Genomic DNA, 24,140 nt, shown 5'->3' on the forward strand with positions numbered 1-24,140 from the left:
AACCCCAGACACAGACAAAACGGGAGGTTAGGCAAATAATAAGCGGGGCAATATAACCCAGCGGGGCAAAATGTCCCACAGAGGTAAGAATCGCGACATCAACTTACGGAATCCGCTATACTCACACCAGCGGTGACACCTGAGAAATTAAGTGAAACAATAATGTGCCCGCCAAAGGAGATCGGAATAGATGAAATGGAGAGTCAACACCACCCCAGACGCGTTCACTCACAGCACAGTTGACCCTTGCAGGTTTGGCGCCCTGAATTCAGAGGTGATCTTCAGTTCACTTGAACTCGATGTCGGCAGTTGCCTTGTGGATGCTGGCTGCGGTCCGGGGGAGTATTCGGTTCTGGCAGCCAGGCTCATCGGTGAAACCGGCTCGGTTATCGCTCTTGATCGCGACCCCTGGATGATTGAGCAACTACGCCAGACCATCGCAGCACAAGCGATTACTAACATCCACTGTCAAGTTGCTGACCTCGGAGCGCCACTCCCCCTCAGAGACCAGCAGGCTGACGCTGTCATGATCTCCGCGGTTCTCCACATGCCCGGCCTGACTGACCGTTGGCAGATTCTCTTTTCAGAGCTGCAACGTGGTTTGCGAAAGGGGGGAAAACTGGCCATCATTGAGAAAAGCAATGCATCAGCCCCCGCAGATCATCCTTTACATTTGCGACTGTCACCGGAAACGATAGCCGCCAACGTCACTCCCCATGGATTTGAGCAGTGCGGATTGGTTGAATTGAGAGCGGACAAATTCCTGATCTTGTTTGAAAAATATTGATCGTTGAAATCCTAGAATCCCCTCTCCGGCGCAGGGTTAAAAAATCTTTGCGAGGATTTTTCCAGCGACAACATTCAGAGGATTGGCACGACTGAGAAAAGGGAACAGCCGTCTTCGCCGCACGTTAAGCATCTCCATGCGCCGCAACAATAGGGGGTGTTTTTGATACCGTAATCCCTGCCGGTAAAAATCCAAGGCCTTGTTCTTGTTCCCAGCGCTATAATAAATGCGCCCAAGATTCAAATAGATCAACGGATGGGTGCCATCATCTTGCAGGGCTTTAAGGCCCATATTGATCGCTTTAGGGATGGTCTTTTGTTCACAGGCCAAGCAGTAAGCTTGATAGGACGCCAGAAGTGGTGTCATGTCGGTCGTTTTGACCTGACTGAATAGCTCCAGTGCCAGCGCGGTATTACCTTGTTCGACAGCCTCTATTCCTTCGGCTATCGCGGCATGTTTCTGCAAAATCATACTCTGTCTCCATACTTTTCATTTAGTTTGACTCGGCGACGCTTCTAGCTTCTTTTTTTCCCATGCAAGAAAGCATACGATTGCCGATACGAGAATCAATCTTACATAAAACGGATCTTATGGTCTTACGGCCTCCTTTGTGTTGCACTCCGGTGACAGATCCATTTTACGCTGGCGTTTAATCTCATCCTTATGGCAATACATTCTTTTATCAGCACAGACCAGAAGATCTTTGGACGTTTCTCCATCCTCAGGGAAGTAAGCCTCACCAATAGCACCGCTGACAATTGAGATGGTTTTCTCTAAAGATATGAGGGGTTGCGCCAGAGCGACTTCAAGATTTTTACGAACCGGGATCAGATCAGATCTGGATTCGACCCCTGCCAACAACACCACAAACTCATCGCCAGCATAACGGGCAACAAAATCCTCCTGCCGAACATGGGTGCGTAAACGCAAAGCCAATTCGATCAAGGCCTGGTCACCAGCATCATGACCGTAGCAGTCATTCACCAATTTAAAGTCGTTGATATCAACGAAAAAAACGGCAAACTTCCCGCTTTCAGGGTTGGCTTTTGCTTTTTCAATCGCGGCATTGAGCATCTGTTCGAACGCATAACGGTTCGGAAGTCCCGTCAAATGATCAGTCTGCAATCGATACTGCATCGCCTGAAAACTTTTTGCCAGCATCCCGATCTCATCATTGCGACGGATGGTAATCGGCTCTTCGACAAACCCACTGCCCACTTTATCGACTGCGACAGACAAGGTATTGAGATCAGTGGTCACCCAAGCAAGGATACGTAAACCAATCAGCACCACAATAATCGTTGCCAGAACCGCGAGCATCACTGTGAGCATAAGATTCTGACTGATTCCACCCATAAAATCACGGTCTGGTAGAGCCACAACATTGATCCACTTGAGGCCGGCATTATCTTCAAACAGGTCAAACGCGACATTGATCCGCTCCCCTTTGTCATCCACAAAAAAGAACGTCTTAACGCTTAAATTATCGGTCCCTTCGCTGAGCTCCAATTGCAGCTGCTGATAGATCCTATTCAACAGAGGATGACCGCTATCCGCAGCATTAATGCGAACCCTTTGACCGTCTTCCAGAGTTCTGATGTTCGCGCTCACTGATGATGCAATCAGATCACCGTTCGGCTCAATAATAAAAGCAAGTCCGTTAGGTGAAATATTGAGGCTGCCAACAAACTCATTGAGAGAGCGTAACGACATATCAGTCGCGACAACGCCAGCTAGTGAGCCATCCGCACCGAGAACTCTGCGGGCTCGGGTTGAAACCAACTCCAGAGTTCCAAAATCGATATAAACAGAGGTCCAGATATCCTTTTGAGTCGTTGTAGCGACCTGAAACCAGGGACGGACCCGGGGATCAAACAGTTTCTCTTCAACCGATTGGAATTGCGGCACGCCACCAAGTCCGGCAATTTGAAAACGTTTCCGATGATCTTCAGCCCGATATTTGACTCTGAGTTCCCCGAGCTGATCCGAGTGGCGATAAAGCCCGATTGCCTGGCCGGCAACATTGCCATAATAGACGTAATTATTGGGGTCCGCATGCAGAGATGTCGCAATCCACAACCGGGTCAAAATATTATCAAAATCGCTCTCGATAGAAGTCGGGGCCGCTAACCCCTCAGGAAATGCTGTCTTCAGTGCCACCACCGATCCAACCACATGCCGATCCACGGCTTGACTGATCCGGCTGACCGTTTCTTGCAGTAAATGCTCGGAAACCGTCTTGACCGCATGAGTGCCAGTGCGGTATGAAAGCAACCCGATAGCAACCGCCAGACAGATCACCAGGGCGACATAGGGGCAGATCAGGATGACCTTCAGCGAAACTTTTTTCTTCCGACTCTCTTCCGTCATCTCATCACACATCAAAACAAAAGTTAAAAAAACGATAGCCCCAGCTAGAAAATGGCAACGGGCGACCATACAAGCGTAAAAACGGCATAAATATCCGCCGTCTACTTCCTGCTAAGGAGCCAGTTAAAACGGCTAATATTGATATAAATATAAAATTATTCCCTAGAAGCAACAGAGAGATAAAACAACAACCATCCACTGAGCCCCCCCAAAAAACAAAGCTAAAAGTTATCTTCAAGAAAGGCAAGTCGCCTTCCCCACCGTCTCTGCTGATGTCGCTGACGTTTGTTCTGGAGAATGCCCTACGGACATTAGAAGGATACGACGATCAATAACGCTAATAAGCATAGCATCGAAATAAAAAAATAAAACTATGAACTGGAAAAAATTACCCAGGCGGCTCTACACACTCAGAAAACATCGGTCAAACTCTAAACTGAAGCGTCGGGGCATCACCCAGATAATCGTTCAGCAGGGTCTGGAAATAAGCTGAGAAATGGTTAAACAACCTCAGGTTCAAAGCTTCAGCATACTCGGCATCAGAAATTCGTCCATCTTCCCAGTCGGCACGAAACATTTTAAATTGTTGCAGAATCTCTTGGTGATCAGCCAAGCTCTCTTCGGGTATTTCTAGCGGTAGTGATTGCACGCGTTCAAAATGGTTCTCAATTGCGTCAGTTATTCTGGTGAGGATTGCCGCTGCATTTTTTCCATCCTGCGCCAGTTCCAGCAAGGATTGGATATTGAGAGCATTGCTTCTTAAAGAGTTAAGGGCAGATTTCACTTTAATATTATCGTCCAACATCGTTTCTCCTCTGAGTACAATAGAAGACCAGAAGGGTAATAAATCATCAAAGAAAAGACAAGATAAAAGAAACCATTCTAGTCATCATTATAGGACAACGTCACAAAATTAAAGCCCAGCTCCTCCACTCAATTCCGAATCATGCAGAAAGGAAGTTATTTCAACTCATGACTTTTTCTGTCATTATAACCAAATACAACATCAACAACCAGAAGAAACAGTCACAGAGGTTACAACCAATGACAGTCACACAAATAGGCAAAAGTGGAAGCTTCTCCCCTTTAGACATCCCATTATTTCTCGATAATGTTCCGGCAGGCTTTCCGAGCCCGGCATCGGATTATTGCGAACGGAAACTGGACCTGAATGAACTCTGTATCAACAAGCCGGCAGCGACCTATTTTGTCCGGGCGCAGGGCGACTCCATGATTGATGCGGGGATCTTTCCCGGTGACGTTCTGGTGGTGGATCGTTCGCTCACAGCACAACATGGCGACATTGTGATTGCTGAGTTTAACGGCGAGCTGACGGTCAAGAAACTGGAGATGACCCCTGTCGTCAGGCTGATACCAATGAACAACCAACATGCTCCGATAGAGATCCCGGAAGAATCTGATTTGGAAATCTTCGGTGTCGTCACCACCTCAATTCACTCTCTGCACAAATCATGACAACGTTTGCCTTGGTCGATTGCAACAACTTTTACTGTAGCTGCGAACGGCTGTTTCGACCGGAGTTGAAGAAGCGCCCGGTTGCCGTATTGTCCAATAATGATGGCTGCATTGTCGCCCGTTCTCAGGAGGTCAAAGATCTGGGGATTTCGATGGCAACCCCTTTATTTAAAGTGGCCGATCAGCTTAAACAACATCAGGTACAGATCTTTTCATCCAACTATACGCTATATGCTGACATCTCTTCCCGGGTCATGCAGACACTGGAACAATTTTCTCCAAAGCTGGAAATCTACTCCATTGATGAAGCTTTTCTTGACCTGACGGGATTCAACCATCTGGAAAAATATGCTCAGCAGATCAAAACCACCGTCTACCAACATGTCGGGGTTCCAGTTTGTGTTGGTATGGCACCAACCAAAACATTAGCGAAACTCGCCAACTACGCTGCTAAAAAGTTTCAGGCCACCGGAGGTGTCGTTGATTTATCCGACCCCGTCCGACAAAAGAAATTGCTACAGATCACCCCCGTCGCAGAAGTCTGGGGTGTAGGTCGCAAACATACAGAAAAACTAAAGCGGATAGGGATCACAACGGCCCTGCAACTGGCGCAGATGGACAGCCGACGGGTGAGAAAGCTTTATTCCGTGGTGATGGAGCGGACCGTTCGGGAACTCAACGGCGAAGCTTGTATTGAGCTTGACCACAGCCCGGCAGCAAAACAGCAGATCATCTGCTCACGCTCCTTTGGTGAGAAAATTACCGACTACGCAACATTACGGGAAACCGTTTGTGAATTCGCTGCAAGAGCCGCAGAAAAACTCCGGGAGGAAAAACAATACACCCGCGCCGTTAATGTCTTTATCCGCACCAGCCCATTTATGAAAACAGATCCCCTCTACAGCAACTCTGCCACAGGAAAACTGGCTCAGCCCAGCTCTGACACCCGCGACATTCTTGCGTTAGCAGTCAGGCTGTTTGATGCCATCTGGAAAGAAGGTTACCGCTACGCCAAGGCTGGGGTAATGCTGGGGGATTTCTGTTCACCACGACAGTTACAGTACAACCTGTTTCACCTGCCGGCCGAAAACACACACCGGGACAAACTGATGCAAACGGTTGACGATATCAATCACAGCGGACAGGGGCAGATCTGGTTCGGCGGGCAACGTCCGAAGCAGGATTGGTTCATGAACCAATCCAATCTTTCGCCAGCGTATACAACGCGGTGGGATTGCCTGCCACTGGTATAGACTTCGATTATAAAAAAATGCCATGCCAGGGTCAGCAGCAGACAACTGAAGCTCAAGCAAAAATCAGCGGTTCTTCCATACAACTGGCCACGGGGCAAAAAGCATCCATCCCCTTCTTTTGATCGGCGGTCTTAAAACACATCCCGGACAATCTCTGCCTCATAATGAATCGCTTTGTCCATCTCCATATCGTTATTAACTTCTTCCTGTGCCTGATCACGGATTCAATCTGGAAACAGCGCGTCAACTTGATAGCAGCTGCTGCCTGTTGATATTGAGTTTTTTGATGCGACTCTGCAGGGTCGTCGGCTTCATTTGGAGTAAATCTGCAGCGCCATTCTCGCCGTATATTTTACCCGCAGTCCGGATGAGAGCAGCTTCAATGTGTCTCTTCTCCATACTGACCATGCTGGGAAACGGCGTCTGTGGTTCGGAACCTGCAGCCACAGGACGGTCAGGCGCTGAAATCTCTGCAGGGAGTGGAGTCTCTTTCAGCCCGAGATGACGACATTCTATCGTATTTCCTTTAGACAAAAGGACCGCACGGCTGATCGCACTCTGAAGTTCACGCACGTTACCGGGCCAAGGGTAGCTGAGTAGCCCCGCAACCGTCTCTTCGCTGATAGCGGCAGGGACAGTGCCCGACTTTTGAGCCTCTTTCTGAATAAAGTGATGGGCAAGAAGGATGATGTCTTCCTGCCGTTGGCGCAAAGGGGGAAGGAGCAGAGGATAGACACCGAGTCGGTAATAAAGATCTTCGCGAAACAACCCGTCCTGAACTCTTTGTTTTAAATCCATGTGGCTCGCCGCAATGATACGCACATCGCAAGAACGCGTGACCTCACCGCCGATCCGCTCGAAAGTCCCCTCCTGCAAGGTACGCAGAAGCTTAGGTTGAATCTCCATAGGCAAATCGGCGACTTCATCCAGAAACAAAGTGCCCCCGTCCGCAATTTCAAAACGCCCCTTACGTTGGACAATCGCCGTGGTGAACGCACCCTTCTCATGACCGAAGAGCTCACTTTCCGCCAGGCTGGCGTTCAACGCTGAGCAATTCAGAGCAATAAACGGCTTGTCACTTCGCGGGCTGAGTCGGTGAATGATGCGCGCCACCTGTTCTTTGCCTGTTCCGGTCTCCCCCTGAATCAGGACAGGGAGTTCGGATTCAGCGACAATTTTGACCTGATCGACGACACGTGCCCAAGCCGGTGAATTGCCCATCATGTTTTGAAAATGAGAAGCCTCCCGAGTGAGTAAAATATTTCGTTCCCGGGTCAGATCACGCCTGAGACTGTCGAGATACTGACTGGACTCATTCTGGGCAATAATCACGGCAATCAGACGTGAAATAGTCCCGATAAATTTGACGATAGCTGGTGAAAACATACTGCAAGCCGAATGATCCAGAGTCAAAAGTCCGATGGGAGTATCCTGAACATACAAGGGGGCGACCAGGCAGGAATGATCCTCGGGCAAAGCCAACAAGTCTTCGTAGGTATCTTCATGCTCCTCATGCTCATCGAACAAATAAGGTTGATCAAAGCGGAGGATATGGGCGAGATCTTTGCGACGGTTCAGATCGACACTGAAGCTTTCGATGCGTTCATTGACCAGCGGCCCCAGAGCTTTCTGTACTGTCAGAGTATTCGCTCCAGTTATTTTCAGGATAACGGCAAGATCGTAATCGACCAGATCCCGTAAAGCCGTGAGAATCAGTCCAAGAATTTTGTCAGCTGACCCCAGGGAAAGAAGCTGTCTATCCATATTTTCTCCGTAACCGATATTTCGTTACCAAACCACATTCACCGATATTTCGTTTATTTATCACCGAGATATCGGTGAATGTCAAGGCACAGATCACCCGTTCAAAACGAGCATTGAACTAAGCGCCTGTCTTTACTATGAATATTATTTTTTAACAAAAGTGGCATAGCCATTGCTAAATAGAAGCAGAAGAAGACAGCAACACAAAAGCAATCAAGTTGCAAAGGGCTAAAAAAGGATTTCCATCAAGACAGTCAGAGAGATGGATCGACGTCAACCTGGCTGGACTTGCAAATTGTCACCTTTTATCCGCGTGACTTGCCAAAACAGGAGTCAACGCAGAATTTACAACACACACATTAGCAGCAGATCTTATTCAGGAGGCCAGTCATGCCATGTGACACAACAAAAGTTATTGAAGACACAGAACCAATTGTTGCCGAAAACCAACCAAAACAGGAGGAAAAGAAAATGGGCTCAACTTTAGTTATGCGGCGTATGCCAGAATTTGAAATGGAGGCTTATGACGCTGCCACAGGTCATTACACAACGATTTCCAGTGAACAACTCAAAGGCAAGTGGGGTGTCATCTGCTTCTATCCCGCCGACTTCACCTTTGTCTGCCCAACTGAGATCGCGGCCATGAATTCACAACTTGACAAACTGAATGAGCTGGGAGTTGTCGTGGTACCTATTTCAGGAGATACAAAATTCAGCCACAAGCGTTTTGTTGAGACAGAACCTTTGCTCGAAGGGTTAAAACTGACCATGGGTGCCGACAATACCGGCAATGTCGCCCGTAAATTTGGGGTTTGGATTGAGCAAGAAGGCGTCGCCCTGCGTGGTCGCTTCATTATTAATCCTGACGGTGTTGTCGTGGCAGAAGAAACTGTCGCCGACAGTGTTGGCCGTAGCGTTATGGAATTGATCCGCCAACTGGAGGCATGGCAGCATGCTTACAGCACAGGAGAAGTCTGCCCCGCCAACTGGCATAAAGGGAAAAAGACACTGCCTGTTAACACCGACGTAGAACAAATGACAGGTAATGTTGGTAAATATATCACCATCGATGAAATTCTTGCATAACAGGTGTGACCGTCAGCAAAGTGATATTCCAATAAAATAAAACTGTCTTGTAGAACAAAAACGACGTAAGGCGCGACCGATATTTCATCGAGCTTTACGTCGTTTTTTATATTGTAGAAGACTCTCCCCAGACCTGAATTAACGCCCAAAAACGGCAAAGAACGAAGAAATAATCTGACCTAATCACCAAATTTGCTATGAGGCGATGGATCGACTACTCAGTTTGCCGATACGCTCTCCCCTTGCCTCCGATTGCGATATGAAAAGTCCTACGCTGCCGCAACTTGAAGTTTTGGTTACGCTGATATAAATCGGGTGCATTGATGATGTCCTTGTGCTAAAACCGAAAACTCATTTCTAAACAAAGAGAGGATAATCAATGCTACAGGCAAAAGAAGCAGATAAAGTCTCCATCCACTTTATTGGTAAGCTGGAAGACGGAACCATTATTGACACAACCCACGCAGATCCATGCCAAGACGATGAATGCTGTCACGAACATGGCCCACTGCAACTTGTGATTGGTGAGGGAGATTTTTACATGCCCATTGAAGAGGCATTAGTCGGGATGCGTGTCGGTGAAAAGAAAAGTATTGTTATCGCCCCCGATGACGCTTTTGGTGAGTACGATGCCGAAAATGTTTTCAGTATCAATCGCAGTGAATTTGCTGATGATATCACTCCAGAAATTGGTCTGGAACTCGAAGTTACCGGCGACGACGATGAAGTTTACATGGTGACAATTGTGAAAATGGACGATGAAGAGATCACTTTTGACACAAATCACCCCCTGGCCGGTGAAGAATTAACCTACGAATTTGAACTGGTTGAGATCCTTTAAAAAAAGATAGGGACATCCATGAATAAAGAGCATTTAGAAGAAATTATCAGTCGGGACGCTCACTGCTTTGGCTGCAACCCAAAAAAACATGACGAATGCTCGGTCTCTGAAACAAAATTTTGATTTTCTATTTAGATTAATAAATTCATTCCAAATCCTCATCGGAGGATACCACCTATAAAAAGCCCAAAGCCCTTTGGTCATCTGACCAAAGGGCTTACGTTATTAGGGAATACCGTCTACTGAATATTTCTTGATTAGCCTTTTAGGGGCCGTTTCATACTGATTTTTGATTCCATAAAGTTTTCAGCATCACCAGCAAAATTGAATATTAGAACCATTCCTAAAATAAAATCGATTGTGAAATTCTATTACCTCTATTTTATTGCGACTTCATAACAATTTTGTTTAGCACTAAAGCTTCTTCAAAAGGTTGACCATTTCGATTGCAGTAAGAGCAGCATCTTCTCCTTTGTTGCCCGATTTCGTTCCAGCACGCTCAATCGCCTGCTCAATTGAATTAGTGGTTAATACACCAAAGGAGATCGGCACACCTAATTCCAAAGAAACAGAAGCGATACCTTTGGCGACTTCCGCACAAACATAGTCAAAATGTGGTGTATCTCCTTTGATCACAGCACCAAGACAAATGATAGCATCATACGTGCATTGTTCTGCTAACTTCTTGGCCACAAGGGGAATTTCGAACGCACCAGGAACGCGGATGACTTTCAGATTAGTTTTTTCAGCACCATGACGACTCAGGGTATCAAGTGCTCCCTCGACAAGGCGTTCACAAATAAAACTATTAAAACGACTGACAACGATGGCAAACTTTTGTCCAGCAGCCCTAAGTTGTCCTTCTATAATTTCAGTCATTATCTAACTAACCTTACTCACGTTACTCGTTGTCTTTTGCAGATTTTCAAATATATGCCCCAGTTTTTCTTGTTTAGTCCTCAGATAGTGCAGATTAGTACTACAAGCATCCATCTCAATCGGAACCCGCTCAACAATTGATAGACCGTAACCCTCCAGCCCAATGATCTTTTTGGGGTTATTCGTCATCAAGCGAATCTTACGCACACCTAAATCAGCCAGTATTTGCGCACCCATGCCGTAGTCACGTAAATCAGCTTTAAAGCCCAGAGCCTCGTTCGCCTCAACCGTGTCACAGCCATTATCTTGAAGAGAATAAGCCTTTAGTTTATTGACCAGTCCGATTCCACGACCTTCCTGCCGCATATAAAGGATAACTCCAGTGCCTTCTTCATCAATCCGAGCCATAGCGGCATGTAGTTGTTGGCTACAATCACAACGTTGTGAACCAAAAACATCACTCGTCATACATTCGGAATGAACCCGAACAAGCACTGGTTGTTCCGAATTGATATTCCCCTTGACCAGAGCCAAATGGTTGCAGTTATCGACATCATTTTCATAAACCTTCAGTTGAAAATCACCTCCATAGGAAGTTGGCAGGATTGTCTCAGCAGCGCAGCGGACTATGCGTTCCTTATGCATCCGATAGCTAATCAGATCGGCAATAGTAACAATTTTCAAATTATGTTTTTTTGCGAAAACCATTAGTTGCGGCATGCGAGACATAGTGCCATCGTTATTCATAATTTCACAGATTACCCCAGCGGGCTTCAACCCTGCCAAACGGGCCAGATCAACAGACCCTTCGGTCTGGCCAGTACGGACCATAACACCGCCTTTTTTAGCTCGCAGCGGAAAAATGTGGCCCGGACGAGCCAAATCAGTAGCGGTGGTATTTTCATCAATAGCGGTTGCAATGGTGCAAGCACGGTCAGCCGCTGATATTCCTGTTGTTACTCCTACACGCGCTTCGATGGAAACAGTGAAGGCTGTCCCGAAGGAGGCAGTGTTGTTAGAAACCATCGGAGGCAAATCAAGTTGATCCGCTCGCTCTTCTGTCAAAGTCAGACAGATCAGACCTCGACCCTCTTTCGCCATAAAATTAATTGCGTGGGGGGTAACACATTCTGCAGCCAGCACTAAGTCTCCTTCGTTTTCACGGTCCTCATCATCACAAAGAATAACCATTTTACCATCACGAATATCCTTAATTGCTGCTTCTATCTTGGCGGTAGGCATAACTTACTCCATTTATATACGTTTATTTTCCAGCGGACATCATTTTGGTCTGTTTACCTTCATTCAGCAAAACATTGCTGAATGAGCCTTCCAAAGTCCCCACAATCTCACGCATTAACGTCGAAACATTCATCCCACTATCAAGGGAAAGTTGCTCAAGACTTTGCCTCTCCAAATCGGTGACCCGAAAAGAGACAATATTACGACAAGGATTTTTAGACTTTTTACACATGATTAAACATCCACTTCCTGCAAAAAGATTGATTGCAGTAAAAGACAGCCACCTTCACCATAGTTGGAGATACGGATCGCTGTTTTTCAATATAGTGATAACTCTTAACTTTTATACTTATCAACCAAATCGATACTCGACCCCGAAAGTCCCGACTGGATACTCCCACTTTTGCAGTATGGTTTTGCCGCAAAGAACTCGGCAGGTTCCGCACTCCAAGCAACCAGCATAGTCAAACTGAATACTGCCATCATCATCTTTTTTATAGAGACCGGCTGGGCAGGCGGCAATCAATTTGGCAAATTCAACCGAGTCAGGATTCTCAACCAGTTCAATATGGGCATTATTTTCATCTACAAAAAACTTATTGACACCCAGTTTTACATCGACATTCACTACATTTTTCATATCGACCTCACTCCTTTCACACCATCTTTGATCAGATTCATAAATCCTACTTTTTTCAAGTGGGGCAAGAAGGTTTTGCGCAACGGCATTGAAGGTCCGTTGACTGTAAAGAGATCATTCATCATTGCCGTGACCATTGTCGGATACTCATTGAACATGCGTGGATTATCGAGAAATTCCGGCAGAGCTTTGTAAAGTTTCATATCCTTCATGACAAAGCTGTTCGTTAGCTCAGTTGTGTAAGTCGACAAGGTTGCCTCACTGAAATCACCATCCTCTTTGGCTTTGATTGCGGCCTTTGCAGCGGCTGCCCCAGAAGCTATAGCCAAATCCATGCCACGTACTGTGTAACCGACGTTCAGGCAAAGGCCAGCGGCATCGCCGGTAATTATAACTCCGTCAGCAACCATTTTCGGCAACATTGCATAGCCACCCTCGGGAACAACATGTCCCGAATACTCAACAGACTTCCCTCCTTCGACGAGAGGCTTGACTGCTGAGTGATTTTTAAAATCCTCCAACATCTGCGGTACGCTCTTATCGGTAGTACCTGCGTTATGTAAACCAAATACAACACCAAGCGAGATACTGTCCTCGTTGGTATAAATGAAACCTCCACCCATCTGACCTGCCGATGGCATACCAGCAAAGAGCCAGGCAGCTCCTTCATTGTCGGAGCAACCGAAACGATCATTGATCTGTTGCTTGCTCAGCTGGATCACTTCCTTGACCCCGACAGCGCAATGGTGTGGTGTTACTTGAGAGACCATACCCAACTTTTCTCCGAGAATAGAGTTAACGCCATCAGCAAGAATCACCATGTCGGCCTCCATCTCTTCGTCACCAGCAATGATACCGCACACCTTGCCGTCACGAACGATAAGGTCATCGACCCGAATACCGGGGATGTAACCTGCTCCCTCATTTTCGGCCTTTTCTGCCAACCATTGATCAAATTTAGAGCGCAGAACAGTATATGATCGACTTTCCAGATCAGTTGCTACCGGTGTCGTATGCTCCATAGTGGTACAGCGTTCTTCATCGATAAAAGAAATCTTTTCATGCACGATACAACGTTCGATCGGAGCTTCCTCTGCAAAATTCGGTATGATTTTTTCCAGACTGTGACCATAAAGCCTGCCACCAGTCATATTTTTAGCTCCTGGAAAATTACCCCGATCAATGACAAGGCATTCCAACCCGGCCTGAGCCAACAAATACGCGCAGGTGGAACCTGCCAGACCGGCACCTACGATAATCGCGTCAAATTTTTCTTCAGACATATTTCACCTCGCAAACGGCCTGTGGCCAGATTGTTCTTATTCTTTTGAACACTGCCCAGAAAGAAAGCCAATCCTTATCAGGGCAGCGTCATTTATTTACTTATTCTTGAAATCAGGTGTGCGTTTTTCTTCAAAAGCCTTCATGCCTTCTTTAGAATCTTCTGACTCATAAGCAGCCCTGTCGAGCATACGCTCCAAATCCAGACCGTCATTGATCCCCTGATTCAGATAACAGTTAACACCTTGCTTTGTCAGTCGGTTGGCAACAGGAGAATTGGCCGCAATTTTTTGCGCCATTTCCATCGTTCGATCGATCAACTCTTCGGCTTTGTAAACTTCCTGAACCAAGCCGATCTGCAAAGCTTTTTCTGCACTGATCTTATCCGCGGTAAACATCATTTTTTTAGCCTGACCAGCTCCAATAGTACGAACCATCCGCTGCGAACCACCCCAGCCTGCAATCATGCCTAAAGATGTTTCAACCAGCCCCATTTTTGCAGTTTCACTTGCAACCCTAATATCACATGCAAGAGCAAGTTCAAGCCCGCCACCCAATGCATAACCATTAATGGCGGCAATCGTTGGAATTGGGAAATTTGCAAGTTTGGTTAAAATCCCTCTGGCCCAAACATCGACCTCTTCCAGATCATCAATAGTCGGATCGGTAAACTCTCCAACATCAGCTCCGGCGCAGAAAGCCCTGTCACCTTCTCCGGTAAAAATGGCACAACGCAAGTCGGCTTCTTGCTTAAGTTCGTTCATAACGTCGCGGATATCTCGCAACATCTGACCATTCAAAATGTTGTATTTCGGCAAGTTCAGTGTCACCAAAGCGATCTTATTATTTACTTCACACTTAATAGTCTCGTATTTATATGCCATGGTATTTTCCCTTTATTTATCTCGGTCGTTCCTGAAAATAACGCCTTTGTGATATAGCTCGTTAATTTGTTCTTCGGAGTAGCCCAAATCTTCTAGGATCACATCGTTGTCATAGCCGATATGTGGCATCGAACGCCAAATCTTGGTTGGATTGACCTTGAACCGAGGAACCACATTGACTCCTTTATATTTTTCTTCCGTAGTCATCGTGTCCCAATCAACCCACATGTCACGTGCTTTATATTGCGGATGCTCGACAACATCTTTGAATGACAATACTGGTGCAGCAGCAACCTTCATAGAATCGAAAATTTCAATATGTTCTTCGTTGGTTTTAGTTTTGAAATAAGCCTCAACCTTTGACTCAACATAATCTGCTTTGTCCCAGTTCAAATTGATGAAGGAGAAGCCTTCTTTGAAATCACCGACACCGTAAAGCTCTTCACAACCAATCATATTAAACAGCGTCTTCATCTGCTTTCGACCGAGAATATTGGTGAACAAAAAGCCATTTTTAGTTTTATAAATTCCGGTTGCCCCCTGAATAGGATCTTTTGCGCCAGGACGTGGGTACATTCGACCATCGTTCAAGTAATCGACCATATTATAGGTCGACAAGCGCATTAAAACTTCGGTCATGGCAATATCAACACTCTCCCCTTTACCCGTTTCACGGGCCCGGATCAGTGCTGCCAGAGTTGAAGACAAACTAAACATAGCCGTAAACAAGTCACCAACATAAGGATAAGCTGGCATCGGCGATTCTGGAGTCCCGTTTTGGCTCATATAACCAGACATCGCTTGGGCAATACCATCGTAACAAGGTCTATCAATATAGTTCGGATCTGCGTCCTCCTGGCCATAACCAGAGATACGGGTTATAACAAGCTTGGGATTGATCGCCCATAGGAACTCATCCGTAATCCCTTTACGGATGAAACTGGGCCCCTTGCCACCGACAAGAAAAACATCTGCCTCTTTAACGAGTTTTTTGAAAACTGCCATTCCGTCTTCAGAGAAGATATCGAGCGACATGGATCGGTCATTTCTATGCTCGTGCTCTGATGGTCGGTAGTTACGGTTAGTATCTCCACCGTTGACATTCTCCAACCAAATAACATCTGCTCCCCATTCAGCCATAAAATGGGGACCTAGAGGCCCAGCGACTTCAATAGCAGAGAAAACAACCTTTACGCCTTGCAATACACCAAACTTAGGAGGTCTGTGCTCAGAATTATCAAAAAACTCCTTCACGTCATTTTTCATAATAATATCCTTTTAATTGGTAGCAAAAACTTAGAGCTGCCGCTTTATAAGTAACCATTTAGACAATCTGGTAGTTTATATAAAATGATAGACTGCATGCCTCAAACCGAAGAGCATACCCTTCAGTAACTTCTCACAAAGCGCTGACCTCTTAAGCTCTACCTTTAAAGTTGAGGGATTCACGAGGAATCCCCCTTCTCGATATTTAAAATTGAAACTATTTGTTCCGGTATTCTTTAACTATGGATCTGCCCAAGGTAAGGATCATCATTTCGTCGGTACCACCAGAAATACGGGAAGCACGGATGTCTCTCCAAGCACGGCTAGCACGATGATCACCGCAGATACCTACACCGGCAAGAATCTGCAGTGCGTCATCAGTAACTTCCTGAGCAGCAACAACGCAGTAGTATTTACACATCGCAGCGTAACCTTTATCTAGGGTGCCATCATCCACCATCTCGGCACCGTCATAGATCATGTTGCGCATATTGGTGAGCTTGGCTTTCATATTTGCAAGCTTCAATTGAATCAGCTGTTGGCGTCCGATGGCCTCACCAAACTGTACCCGTTGGTTAGCGTATTTGGCAGCATCTTCGAATGCGCAAAGAGCATAGCCATAACAGTAAAGACCCGAAACAACACGTTCCGTGTTGAAATCGTTCTTTTGCATATCAAACCCTGCACCTTCAGCCCCTAACATGTCGTCTTCTTCTAGTTCGACATTGTCCAGGTAAATTTCGCCTGCACTATTAGTTTTAAGACCCAATTTTTCCAGACCAGCAATAGTGACACCTTCTGCATTTGTCGGAACAAACCAGTTTGTATATTTGGTTTTGGTTTCCGCATCAAGAGCTGTAACTATCAGGTAGTCGCTGTAAGTAGCATCGGTACAAAACGTTTTTTGGCCGTTCAGGTAAACCTTACCGTCTTTACGGGTATACGTGGTCTGCATAGCCCCTAGGTCAGATCCAGCTCCCGGCTCAGTAGCCGCGTTTCCAACCTTGGTCAAACCGGTTTCCATTAATTCCAAAGCAATTTTTTTCTGCTTCTCATTCCCTTCCCTTAAGATAACGGGATAAGTTGATGAGAACCAGATGCATGCTGCATTACCGCCAAGCCGAAGAACTTCCTCCCAAGCGGCAACAAATGTGACCATTGCATTTTCTTCAAGTCCGCCGTATTCAACAGGATTAACAATTTGGTGCAAGCCCAATTCAGATAATTCTTTGCAAAATCTTTCGGGAAATTTGTGCTCGTTATCACACTCCTTAAAATAATCATCCCAATTTTCCCTAGTCATCAACTCTCTCATACTTGCAACAATCAAATTTTGTTCTTCAGTTAGTTTTACAGACATCGCGCTTCTCCTTTTTTCATGTTTTATTACTGTAAATAATCAAGACGACTTACTCATAGAGCAATTAAAATGCCAACGCCCAACCATCTGATATAAGACGTTTATTTAAAAACAAAACATATTCCACATGGGTCTCATTGTTGACAGTTTCACAAAAGGTGTAAACACCTCTTTGACAATTTAGACCGAAACCCTAAAGAGAAAGCAGTCATGATTTTTCAGAGGAGAAAACTGAAGATTTATTTTTTTACGGCAAGGGAGTCAGCGCGGCATGGAACATTCGTTAACGTAAGCGAGGAAAGCTCACGGAGGGGCTCCAGGCTATAACTGACAACGATAGAAAGCTGGTAAAGATAGTCAGTTTTCGACTTTCAAAACGAGGAGAAGGGTGAAGCGCTCAACATCATGCCTGCAAGACAACGGCTTCGGTAACTCGAACCAACCTATTTTATGACCAAGAAGATTACGATCCAAAGAATTGACCCGGAGTACAACCTAACGACTTTCAGAACTTATGGATAAAGGCACTTACACTTTCACACCCAACATCTATGGCCACTTCTTGAACCGGCATCCCCCGCGCCAAGAGACAAAGAGCCTCAATGAGCCTTGCCTGTTGCCGCCATTGCCGAAAACTCATCCCTGTTCCTTTTGGAAAAAGTCGGGCCAGGGTTCTTTCCGTTGGTCCTGCTATTTTTGCCCAACTCTCGAGCGTACGGGTATCACAGGGATTTTCAGCAATGCTCCGGGTAATTTTCTGCAGACGACTGTCCGTAGGATGGGGAAGCAGTATCGGAGCCGTATCCAGAGGCTTAACCTGATCAATAATAACGTCCATCACTCTCGACTCATGACTGTTTTCTGCATAATCGGGAGATATTTCTGTCGCATGCTTGAAAAGTTCCCTCAATAGAGGGGTGACAGATACAACGCAACATTGGGTAGGGAATTCGGAAAAAAATCAGGCTTAAAATATGCATTACGCATCGCCAGAACACCAACAGCCTCGATCTTATGAAGAGTGTTCGACGGAATCCAAACCGCGGGATGGTTCGGAATCACCCAGAGACCTGTCACTGTTGTAACTTTCATCACTCCCTCGGAAGCGTATAAAAACTGTATGGGGATGTGCTGATGATAGGGACAACTTAAACCTTTATGGTAATTAAATGCTTTGGCTAGAACCTTCTGTGGCTTTTCCATAAATCGTTCAAGAAAATCATCCGGCTCAACAATTGTCTTCTTCTCTACACCATTCGGCTTCATTTCGATAACAGGACTCACCAAAAACTGTTAGAGTGATTTTTTAGACAAGCATAAATGAAAGCTATTCTACGACATGAACTATCGCATGCTGAATTTATTATCTTTAAGCCATCTGGCAAACGACATTAATCAGGGCGCACTTCCCGCGCTCTTACCGTTTTTGATTGTCAAACACACGCTGTCCTACAGTGCTGCTGCGGGAATCATGTTTGCTTTCACCATTACTTCAACCGTTATTCAGCCGCTGCTGGGCCATCTGGCCGATCGTTTTAATAATAGTTGGCTTATTCCTTCAGGGCTGATCATGGCCGGTGGCGGACTAGCTCTTACTGGGCTATCGCCCAACTATACTATGATCCTTTTGGCCGTCATCATGAGTGGAATCGGCAGCGCGGCTTTTCATCCTGAGGCCGCCCGGCACGTCGATCTATACAGTGATCATAAAAAAGCAACGGCCATGAGTTATTTTGGTGTCGGTGGTAGCATTGGTTTTTCTCTAGGCCCGTTGTTAATGACCGCCTCTATTCTTTATTTTGGGCTGAATGGTACAATGGTAATGTTTGTTCCTGTTGCAATTGTCGCGCTGATATTCCGTGCACAACTCAGGCAGTCAACAGCCTGTAATAAATCGCCCCAAACAGTACAAAAGATACAAACAAGAGCAGACCACAAGGACGATTGGGGAGCCTTCTGCAAACTCACTTTAACCATCGTTGGAAAATCAATTATTTTTTACGCCTTTCTCACCTTCATCCCACTTTATTGGACAACGGTTTTGCAACAAACCAAACTTGCCGGGGGAATGGCACTCACCCTCTTCTCAGTGGCGGGAATATTAGGAAATTTTCTCGGAGGAAAATTGGCAGACCGTTTTGGGTATAAGACAATTGTTGTTTCAGGATGTACGCTATTGGTTCCAACTATTCCCGCTTTTATTCTGACCAACAATGTATACTTTGCCGCTATATTGCTGGCGCTAACGGGAGCATTTCTCTTACTCACCTATGGGCCAACCGTCGTTATGGGGCAAAAATACATCCCCAACCATGTCGGCTTATCCTCGGGGATGACCCTTGGCGTCGCCTTTTCTATTGGAGGAGGGGTCACACCATTGTTAGGCTCCCTGGCTGATGCTCATGGCGTTGGCACTGCGCTGTCCACCATTACCATAATTCCGGTATTGATAATGTTCCTCTCTTTCACATTAAAACCCCTTGAATTACACGCTGTCGTAAAGTAACAAATCTTAACCATATTGTGACATTTTGTCTGTAAGGGTACCTGCCTTTACATGAATACTGCGGAGAACATGCGGACTGGGGGTTCAAAAGTACTTTTTAAACCCTAGTCGTTCACCCTCTTCATGTAAATATTTCCAAAAGGAAATAAGCATAAGAGCCATCAAAAAGGAAATGGGCAAGCCACCCACAACAGCTGCCGTTTGACAAGCTTTCAATCCACCGACCAAAATGAGAGTTACAGCGAGAATGACAATAGAAAAACCTGCGATCATTCGCACGAGTCGGCAAGGCTCTGCTGAACCATTTGTCAGTTGCATTGAACAAAAGAAAGCCGCTGAGTCAGCAGAAGTGATCATAAATACAAAAAGCATAAACATTGTGACTATTGAAAATAAATAACCAAGTGGCCATTGACTGACCATAACGTAAAAACCAGCACCAATATCTTTTTGAATCTCTGCCCATAAAGATACATTGCCTGCCATCTCAGTATAAACAGCGGAGACTCCAAAGGTTGTGTACCAAACGATACAAGTGAAAACAGGGACAAAGGTACAAACAAGAAGCATTTCCCGCAAACTTCTCCCTTTAGAAATCCTTGCCAAAAAACCTCCAACAAAAGGAACAAATGAAAACCACCACCCCCAATAAAAGACCTTCCACCATCCCATCCACTGACCATCAAAAGCCTGTTCTGTCGCATCTGTATATAAACTTAAATATATTAAGTTACCGAAATATTCACCAGGGATCTGGATCATCCAATCTAAAATATGCCGAGTGGGTCCTAAAAACAAAACATAACAAAAAACAGCTATTGCAATATATGCATTTACATGACTCAATGTTTTGATACCGGAGTCTAGTCCCCTCCAAACAGACCAGCAAAACCCCAATCCAATCAGACAGGTCACAAAGATCATCCGAGTTGTATCCAAATGAATACCAAATAAATAATTTATACCGAACCGTAATGAAATAAGCCCCAGCCCTATGGATGTAGAAATACCTAAAAAGTTAACAACCATAGCAATCAATTCAAAGATCGTGCTTGGAACTTTTGAATAAGCTTTATCTCCCATCAAACCATAAAATGCAGTAGAGTAATTAATAGGCAAACCACACCTGAAAGCCGGAAGTCCGATACAAGCACCTGCAACAGCAAAAATGCCGAAGCCACCCAACCCCGTATGCATAATTGTGATCTGGAACGACTGTCTTAATGCGTCCATAGTTCCCGCCTCAGCCCCTAGCGGCGGTTGCATCCAATGATACACAGGTTCAGCTACCGCCCAAACAACAACCGAGACGGCAAAAGAGCAACATATAAGCATAGTCATCCATGAAAAAATTGAATATTCCGGTTTGTCATCTGGCTTACCTAGCTTCAACGAACCATATTTAGTAAAAGGTATAATAAATATAGGAAGGCAAAAAACAGCATCTAAACCAATGTACCACCAACCAAAATACCTGGCGATAAACATCTTGACTGAACCCATATGGGCATTCATTAATGCTGGATCAATTGCAGCGTAAATAACAATGGAAAGCAAGGCAATGACACTTCCCCCCGCCAAAAGGAAATTAATCTTTTCTTTTTCCGGTTCACTATCACTCTCATTCACCACCTGCGTAGTTTTCTCACAACTCATGTCGTCTCCTGTTGCCCCTCAAAGGTAAGGTTAAATCAACAAAAGCAAGACATATTCCAATCGAAAAAAGCAACAATTTTCCATGGGTTAAATAAGGCTCAAACAAAACTTCGGGTTGACACCAATAAGCTACCCATCAGGTCGTTGGGGGACGGGTAAGGATGAGGGTGTGGTAAAATATTGAGTTAACATTGTTAGCTAATAATTTAGAGATCTGTTATCTACAAAAAGATATGAGTATTGAAAAAATCTGTAAAGCGCAAGACGACACACTCAACCCAGAATTGACACCCTAGCCCCTTTTAAGAGCAAAAAAAACGAACTCTTATCTCAAAGAGGCACTGGTTAATACCAAAGGTGTTTTTCATGCAAAAATACATAAATCAGACAAATCAACCCCTGTAACCTAATCTACGCAGAAGCGCGCAGCTTACGAGTATCAATTGATCTCTATTGAAAATAGAGATCAATCATCATCATAAATGAATAAAGAAAAATCTCTCCCGAATAAACTAGAATTACTTTAAAAATCTTAAAAGTTTAGACGTTGGTTTTCTTTCAGGGCCGTGCGGATTATTCTCAGGATAACCTATTGCGATAAGTGCAATAACATCTTCATCTGTAGGAAGGTCAATCAGTTCTCTGACTGCGGTCCCATCAAAATCGCCCAAAATTACCGAACCAACACCAACATCTTGAGCAGCTAAACAAAAACCGTAACTGGCAATTCCCGCATCGAACATTGTCCATTCTTTAGACGTATGATAATAAACTGTACCAGAACTATCGGCACCTGATAAATTTAAAACCGCACTGATAACAATAACAGCTGAAGATCGAGCCAAATAACGCCTATTATAATCAGATGTTTCTGAAAGTTTGGCTTTTATCTCTTTATTTAATATACAGTTATAACGAATCGGTTGATAATTAGCCCAAGAAGGGGAGTTTTTAGCAAGATCAACAATTTGCTTGATCGTTTCAACAGAAACAGATTTATCGGTATACCTTCTAACACTATGTCTCTCTATAACAACGTCTTTAAGCTCCATATGGTAACTCCTCCTGTTCAGTTTAGATTTGTCCTAAATAATAAAATATATATTGATGCATGCATCGTTAACACCAAGATCGACAATAATATTTGCCTCAATATTGGCTTCACAAACCGAAGTAGCTAACGAAAAAAAAGGCGTGCATCTTGTAGGTAGGACATGATAAAAACTGAGGCGCAAACAAGTCTCTGCTTTATAATAAATTTTGAGCTCACAGAAGACTAAAAGGCCCTGCAACACACAGCTTCAATGTAGAATAAAGGACGAATGATAAAACTATGTACATAGAAAAGTTAAAAGAATCAGACAGAGGACTTAAATTGAATAGCCAAACTCTTGCTTTTCTAGACTGCATTTCTGGTTTGGGGTACTTTCTCGAAGTTATAGATGAAAAGGGATATTATACCTATATCTCTTCAAACTGCACTTACGATTCTACAACAGCTGAAGAATTATTAGGGAAGCACACAACAGAAGCTTTTGATTTAACCTTAGAATCAAGTATCCTTTTAAATACTTTAAACACAGGAAAACCTTACAGAAACGTACATTTAAAATACAAATCAGCAAAAAAAAACAAAGAATTAAGTTTTCTTTACCATTCATTTCCCATAACAAGTAACAATATAATCATTGGTGCCATTGCAATTTACAAGTATTTAGACGAAGTAAAGAGAGCCATTCACTATATAGATACAGCAAATACAATTAAAGTTATAAACACAAAAGCAATTACGCAACCTCGAAGGGATGAGCTATTCACCTTTGATGATATAATTTGTTGCAGTGATCAGATGGCAAAAACAATAAAACTTGCTCAAAGAATTTCTAAAACAGACGCCTCTGTCTTAATTGTCGGTGAGACGGGTACGGGAAAAGAACTAATAGCTCAAAGTATACACTCTTTCTACAAGGACAAATCACAACCTTTTGTTGCAGTCAATTGTGCTGCTATACCAGAGACATTACTCGAAAGCATTCTGTTCGGATCAACAAAAGGCGCATATACTGACGCAGTGGACAAGCAAGGCTTATTTGAAGAAGCTCATGGAGGTACGATCTTCCTAGATGAATTACACACCCTGAGCATTGAAATGCAAGCGAAACTCTTGCGCGTATTAGAAACCAAAACAATCAGAAAAGTTGGTGGCGACAAGACTATTCCCGTCAATGTTCGGGTTATTTCCGCGATGAATACAAATCCAATAAAAGCCATAAAGGAGAGCAAATTAAAAGCAGACTTATTCTATCGTATTGCCGTTATCACAATTCAAATTCCACCTCTCAGTGAGAGAGGAATCACAGACATAAAACTCCTGTCAAATCACTTCATTAAACTAATGAACAACAAGTTGGGGTTATCTATTGAGGGTTGCTCTGAAGCCACTTTAAATATTTTTAGCAATTACAAATTTCCGGGCAATTGTCGAGAACTCAGTCACATAATAGAACACTCTGCGAATATGATTGATGAGAATGAGCGTTTAATTGAGCCCTATCACTTACCATATTATATCAGCGAATCGCTGTCAGGTGGGATAAACACTCCCTCATCACCCCACCCGCAACTTAAACCTAGTCAATATGAAATTGGGGATTACAAGATTATCCATCAAAAGGCGCTTAATGATTTTAACGACAAATTTAACACTGAGTACTTGACGTATGTGCTCAAAGAGTTTAGTGGCAACATATCAAAAGCAGCTCGAGCAATTAATGTTTCGAGACAGCACCTACATGGACTCGTTACAAAATACAAAATACAAGCATAAGCATGTTTTCTTAGTTAAATTT

General features: G+C 44.5%; 23 protein-coding genes. 7 read left to right on the plus strand and 16 right to left on the minus strand.

Annotation, left to right across the window (positions count from 1 at the left end; translation table 11 throughout):
- The first annotated feature begins 190 nt into the window (after positions 1-190).
- A complete protein-coding gene (locus BLU87_RS12200; RefSeq protein ID WP_092348883.1) occupies positions 191-787 on the plus strand; it encodes a class I SAM-dependent methyltransferase in 597 nt (198 codons plus the stop codon).
- A 36-nt stretch (positions 788-823) separates the two neighbouring features.
- On the opposite strand, the gene BLU87_RS12205 is transcribed toward BLU87_RS12200, so the two are convergent.
- The 3 genes from BLU87_RS12205 to BLU87_RS12215 all read right to left on the minus strand — a co-directional run bounded on the left by BLU87_RS12205 (position 824) and on the right by BLU87_RS12215 (position 3,962).
- Positions 824-1,258, minus strand: coding sequence for a tetratricopeptide repeat protein (locus tag BLU87_RS12205; RefSeq protein WP_092348886.1), 435 nt, complete (start codon positions 1,256-1,258; stop codon positions 824-826).
- A 117-nt stretch (positions 1,259-1,375) separates the two neighbouring features.
- Positions 1,376-3,157: a sensor domain-containing diguanylate cyclase gene (locus BLU87_RS12210; RefSeq protein WP_092349163.1), complete on the minus strand. Its 1,782-nt coding sequence runs from the start codon at positions 3,155-3,157 to the stop codon at positions 1,376-1,378.
- 424 nt (positions 3,158-3,581) lie between these two features.
- On the minus strand, positions 3,582-3,962 hold the full coding sequence (locus BLU87_RS12215) for a hypothetical protein (RefSeq protein WP_092348889.1): 381 nt from the start codon (positions 3,960-3,962) through the stop codon (positions 3,582-3,584).
- A gap of 239 nt (positions 3,963-4,201) precedes the next feature.
- Between BLU87_RS12215 and umuD the strand changes: the two genes are divergently transcribed.
- Together umuD and umuC are read left to right on the plus strand one after the other, a co-directional pair.
- The gene (umuD, locus tag BLU87_RS12220; RefSeq protein WP_092349166.1) at positions 4,202-4,633 is read left to right on the plus strand and encodes a translesion error-prone DNA polymerase V autoproteolytic subunit; all 432 of its coding nucleotides are present in this window, start codon (positions 4,202-4,204) and stop codon (positions 4,631-4,633) included.
- Entirely contained in the window at positions 4,630-5,886 is a 1,257-nt protein-coding gene (gene umuC / locus BLU87_RS12225; protein ID WP_092348892.1) for a translesion error-prone DNA polymerase V subunit UmuC, read from the plus strand. Before umuD ends, umuC begins: the two co-directional genes overlap by 4 nt.
- A gap of 243 nt (positions 5,887-6,129) precedes the next feature.
- Here umuC and BLU87_RS12230 read toward each other — a convergent pair whose 3' ends face one another.
- Entirely contained in the window at positions 6,130-7,650 is a 1,521-nt protein-coding gene (locus BLU87_RS12230) for a sigma-54-dependent Fis family transcriptional regulator (RefSeq protein WP_092348895.1), read from the minus strand.
- Positions 7,651-8,040: 390 nt separating this feature from the next.
- Between BLU87_RS12230 and BLU87_RS12235 the strand changes: the two genes are divergently transcribed.
- Both BLU87_RS12235 and BLU87_RS12240 read left to right on the plus strand, forming a co-directional pair.
- Positions 8,041-8,736, plus strand: coding sequence for a peroxiredoxin (locus tag BLU87_RS12235; protein WP_092348898.1), 696 nt, complete (start codon positions 8,041-8,043; stop codon positions 8,734-8,736).
- A 379-nt stretch (positions 8,737-9,115) separates the two neighbouring features.
- On the plus strand, positions 9,116-9,577 hold the full coding sequence (locus BLU87_RS12240) for an FKBP-type peptidyl-prolyl cis-trans isomerase (protein WP_092348901.1): 462 nt from the start codon (positions 9,116-9,118) through the stop codon (positions 9,575-9,577).
- Positions 9,578-9,991: 414 nt separating this feature from the next.
- Here BLU87_RS12240 and ribH read toward each other — a convergent pair whose 3' ends face one another.
- The 10 genes from ribH to BLU87_RS12290 all read right to left on the minus strand — a co-directional run bounded on the left by ribH (position 9,992) and on the right by BLU87_RS12290 (position 18,413).
- The gene (ribH, locus tag BLU87_RS12245; protein ID WP_092348904.1) at positions 9,992-10,456 is read right to left on the minus strand and encodes a 6,7-dimethyl-8-ribityllumazine synthase; all 465 of its coding nucleotides are present in this window, start codon (positions 10,454-10,456) and stop codon (positions 9,992-9,994) included.
- A 3-nt stretch (positions 10,457-10,459) separates the two neighbouring features.
- Positions 10,460-11,698, minus strand: coding sequence for a bifunctional 3,4-dihydroxy-2-butanone-4-phosphate synthase/GTP cyclohydrolase II (locus BLU87_RS12250; RefSeq protein WP_092348908.1), 1,239 nt, complete (start codon positions 11,696-11,698; stop codon positions 10,460-10,462).
- A gap of 22 nt (positions 11,699-11,720) precedes the next feature.
- Positions 11,721-11,930, minus strand: coding sequence for a hypothetical protein (locus BLU87_RS12255; protein ID WP_092348911.1), 210 nt, complete (start codon positions 11,928-11,930; stop codon positions 11,721-11,723).
- Between the two features lie 120 nt (positions 11,931-12,050).
- A complete protein-coding gene (locus tag BLU87_RS12260; RefSeq protein WP_092348914.1) occupies positions 12,051-12,338 on the minus strand; it encodes a ferredoxin family protein in 288 nt (95 codons plus the stop codon).
- Complete coding sequence (locus BLU87_RS12265; RefSeq protein ID WP_092348917.1) at positions 12,335-13,621, minus strand: FAD-dependent oxidoreductase; 1,287 nt, start codon at positions 13,619-13,621, stop codon at positions 12,335-12,337. The genes BLU87_RS12260 and BLU87_RS12265 overlap by 4 nt, the downstream gene beginning before the upstream one ends.
- Before the next feature lie 96 nt (positions 13,622-13,717).
- Positions 13,718-14,503 (minus strand): enoyl-CoA hydratase/isomerase family protein, encoded by a 786-nt coding sequence (locus BLU87_RS12270; protein WP_092348920.1) that lies wholly within the window; start codon positions 14,501-14,503, stop codon positions 13,718-13,720.
- A gap of 12 nt (positions 14,504-14,515) precedes the next feature.
- A complete protein-coding gene (gene caiB / locus BLU87_RS12275) occupies positions 14,516-15,769 on the minus strand; it encodes an L-carnitine CoA-transferase (protein ID WP_092348923.1) in 1,254 nt (417 codons plus the stop codon).
- Between the two features lie 217 nt (positions 15,770-15,986).
- Entirely contained in the window at positions 15,987-17,129 is a 1,143-nt protein-coding gene (locus BLU87_RS12280; protein WP_092348926.1) for an acyl-CoA dehydrogenase family protein, read from the minus strand.
- A 505-nt stretch (positions 17,130-17,634) separates the two neighbouring features.
- Positions 17,635-17,967 (minus strand): helix-turn-helix domain-containing protein, encoded by a 333-nt coding sequence (locus BLU87_RS12285; RefSeq protein WP_092348929.1) that lies wholly within the window; start codon positions 17,965-17,967, stop codon positions 17,635-17,637.
- 68 nt (positions 17,968-18,035) lie between these two features.
- Positions 18,036-18,413: an AraC family ligand binding domain-containing protein gene (locus tag BLU87_RS12290; RefSeq protein ID WP_139167556.1), complete on the minus strand. Its 378-nt coding sequence runs from the start codon at positions 18,411-18,413 to the stop codon at positions 18,036-18,038.
- Between the two features lie 67 nt (positions 18,414-18,480).
- Between BLU87_RS12290 and BLU87_RS12295 the strand changes: the two genes are divergently transcribed.
- Positions 18,481-19,635, plus strand: coding sequence for an MFS transporter (locus BLU87_RS12295; protein WP_175498377.1), 1,155 nt, complete (start codon positions 18,481-18,483; stop codon positions 19,633-19,635).
- Between the two features lie 84 nt (positions 19,636-19,719).
- Here BLU87_RS12295 and BLU87_RS12300 read toward each other — a convergent pair whose 3' ends face one another.
- On the minus strand, positions 19,720-21,291 hold the full coding sequence (locus BLU87_RS12300; RefSeq protein ID WP_092348937.1) for a BCCT family transporter: 1,572 nt from the start codon (positions 21,289-21,291) through the stop codon (positions 19,720-19,722).
- Between the two features lie 518 nt (positions 21,292-21,809).
- Positions 21,810-22,343 (minus strand): nitroreductase family protein, encoded by a 534-nt coding sequence (locus tag BLU87_RS12305; RefSeq protein WP_092348940.1) that lies wholly within the window; start codon positions 22,341-22,343, stop codon positions 21,810-21,812.
- 281 nt (positions 22,344-22,624) lie between these two features.
- Between BLU87_RS12305 and BLU87_RS12310 the strand changes: the two genes are divergently transcribed.
- The gene (locus BLU87_RS12310) at positions 22,625-24,118 is read left to right on the plus strand and encodes a sigma-54 interaction domain-containing protein (protein ID WP_092348943.1); all 1,494 of its coding nucleotides are present in this window, start codon (positions 22,625-22,627) and stop codon (positions 24,116-24,118) included.
- Positions 24,119-24,140: the final 22 nt, after the last annotated feature.

The sequence above is a fragment of the Desulfuromusa kysingii genome (assembly GCF_900107645.1).
GTDB classification, from domain to species: domain Bacteria; phylum Desulfobacterota; class Desulfuromonadia; order Desulfuromonadales; family Geopsychrobacteraceae; genus Desulfuromusa; species Desulfuromusa kysingii.

Bases quoted from the DNA above. Each gene is read 5' to 3' on its own strand.
- caiB (WP_092348923.1), bottom strand. From the start codon at position 15,769: ATGAAAAATGACGTGAAGGAGTTTTTTGATAATTCTGAGCACAGACCT.
- BLU87_RS12265 (WP_092348917.1), bottom strand. From the start codon at position 13,621: ATGTCTGAAGAAAAATTTGACGCGATTATCGTAGGTGCCGGTCTGGCA.
- BLU87_RS12270 (WP_092348920.1), bottom strand. From the start codon at position 14,503: ATGGCATATAAATACGAGACTATTAAGTGTGAAGTAAATAATAAGATC.
- BLU87_RS12200 (WP_092348883.1), top strand. From the start codon at position 191: ATGAAATGGAGAGTCAACACCACCCCAGACGCGTTCACTCACAGCACA.
- BLU87_RS12255 (WP_092348911.1), bottom strand. From the start codon at position 11,930: ATGTGTAAAAAGTCTAAAAATCCTTGTCGTAATATTGTCTCTTTTCGG.
- BLU87_RS12280 (WP_092348926.1), bottom strand. From the start codon at position 17,129: ATGTCTGTAAAACTAACTGAAGAACAAAATTTGATTGTTGCAAGTATG.
- BLU87_RS12235 (WP_092348898.1), top strand. From the start codon at position 8,041: ATGCCATGTGACACAACAAAAGTTATTGAAGACACAGAACCAATTGTT.
- BLU87_RS12210 (WP_092349163.1), bottom strand. From the start codon at position 3,157: ATGACGGAAGAGAGTCGGAAGAAAAAAGTTTCGCTGAAGGTCATCCTG.
- umuC (WP_092348892.1), top strand. From the start codon at position 4,630: ATGACAACGTTTGCCTTGGTCGATTGCAACAACTTTTACTGTAGCTGC.
- BLU87_RS12205 (WP_092348886.1), bottom strand. From the start codon at position 1,258: ATGATTTTGCAGAAACATGCCGCGATAGCCGAAGGAATAGAGGCTGTC.
- BLU87_RS12300 (WP_092348937.1), bottom strand. From the start codon at position 21,291: ATGAGTTGTGAGAAAACTACGCAGGTGGTGAATGAGAGTGATAGTGAA.
- BLU87_RS12215 (WP_092348889.1), bottom strand. From the start codon at position 3,962: ATGTTGGACGATAATATTAAAGTGAAATCTGCCCTTAACTCTTTAAGA.
- BLU87_RS12230 (WP_092348895.1), bottom strand. From the start codon at position 7,650: ATGGATAGACAGCTTCTTTCCCTGGGGTCAGCTGACAAAATTCTTGGA.
- BLU87_RS12250 (WP_092348908.1), bottom strand. From the start codon at position 11,698: ATGCCTACCGCCAAGATAGAAGCAGCAATTAAGGATATTCGTGATGGT.
- BLU87_RS12305 (WP_092348940.1), bottom strand. From the start codon at position 22,343: ATGGAGCTTAAAGACGTTGTTATAGAGAGACATAGTGTTAGAAGGTAT.
- BLU87_RS12285 (WP_092348929.1), bottom strand. From the start codon at position 17,967: ATGGACGTTATTATTGATCAGGTTAAGCCTCTGGATACGGCTCCGATA.
- BLU87_RS12310 (WP_092348943.1), top strand. From the start codon at position 22,625: ATGTACATAGAAAAGTTAAAAGAATCAGACAGAGGACTTAAATTGAAT.
- ribH (WP_092348904.1), bottom strand. From the start codon at position 10,456: ATGACTGAAATTATAGAAGGACAACTTAGGGCTGCTGGACAAAAGTTT.
- BLU87_RS12260 (WP_092348914.1), bottom strand. From the start codon at position 12,338: ATGAAAAATGTAGTGAATGTCGATGTAAAACTGGGTGTCAATAAGTTT.
- BLU87_RS12295 (WP_175498377.1), top strand. From the start codon at position 18,481: ATGCTGAATTTATTATCTTTAAGCCATCTGGCAAACGACATTAATCAG.
- umuD (WP_092349166.1), top strand. From the start codon at position 4,202: ATGACAGTCACACAAATAGGCAAAAGTGGAAGCTTCTCCCCTTTAGAC.
- BLU87_RS12240 (WP_092348901.1), top strand. From the start codon at position 9,116: ATGCTACAGGCAAAAGAAGCAGATAAAGTCTCCATCCACTTTATTGGT.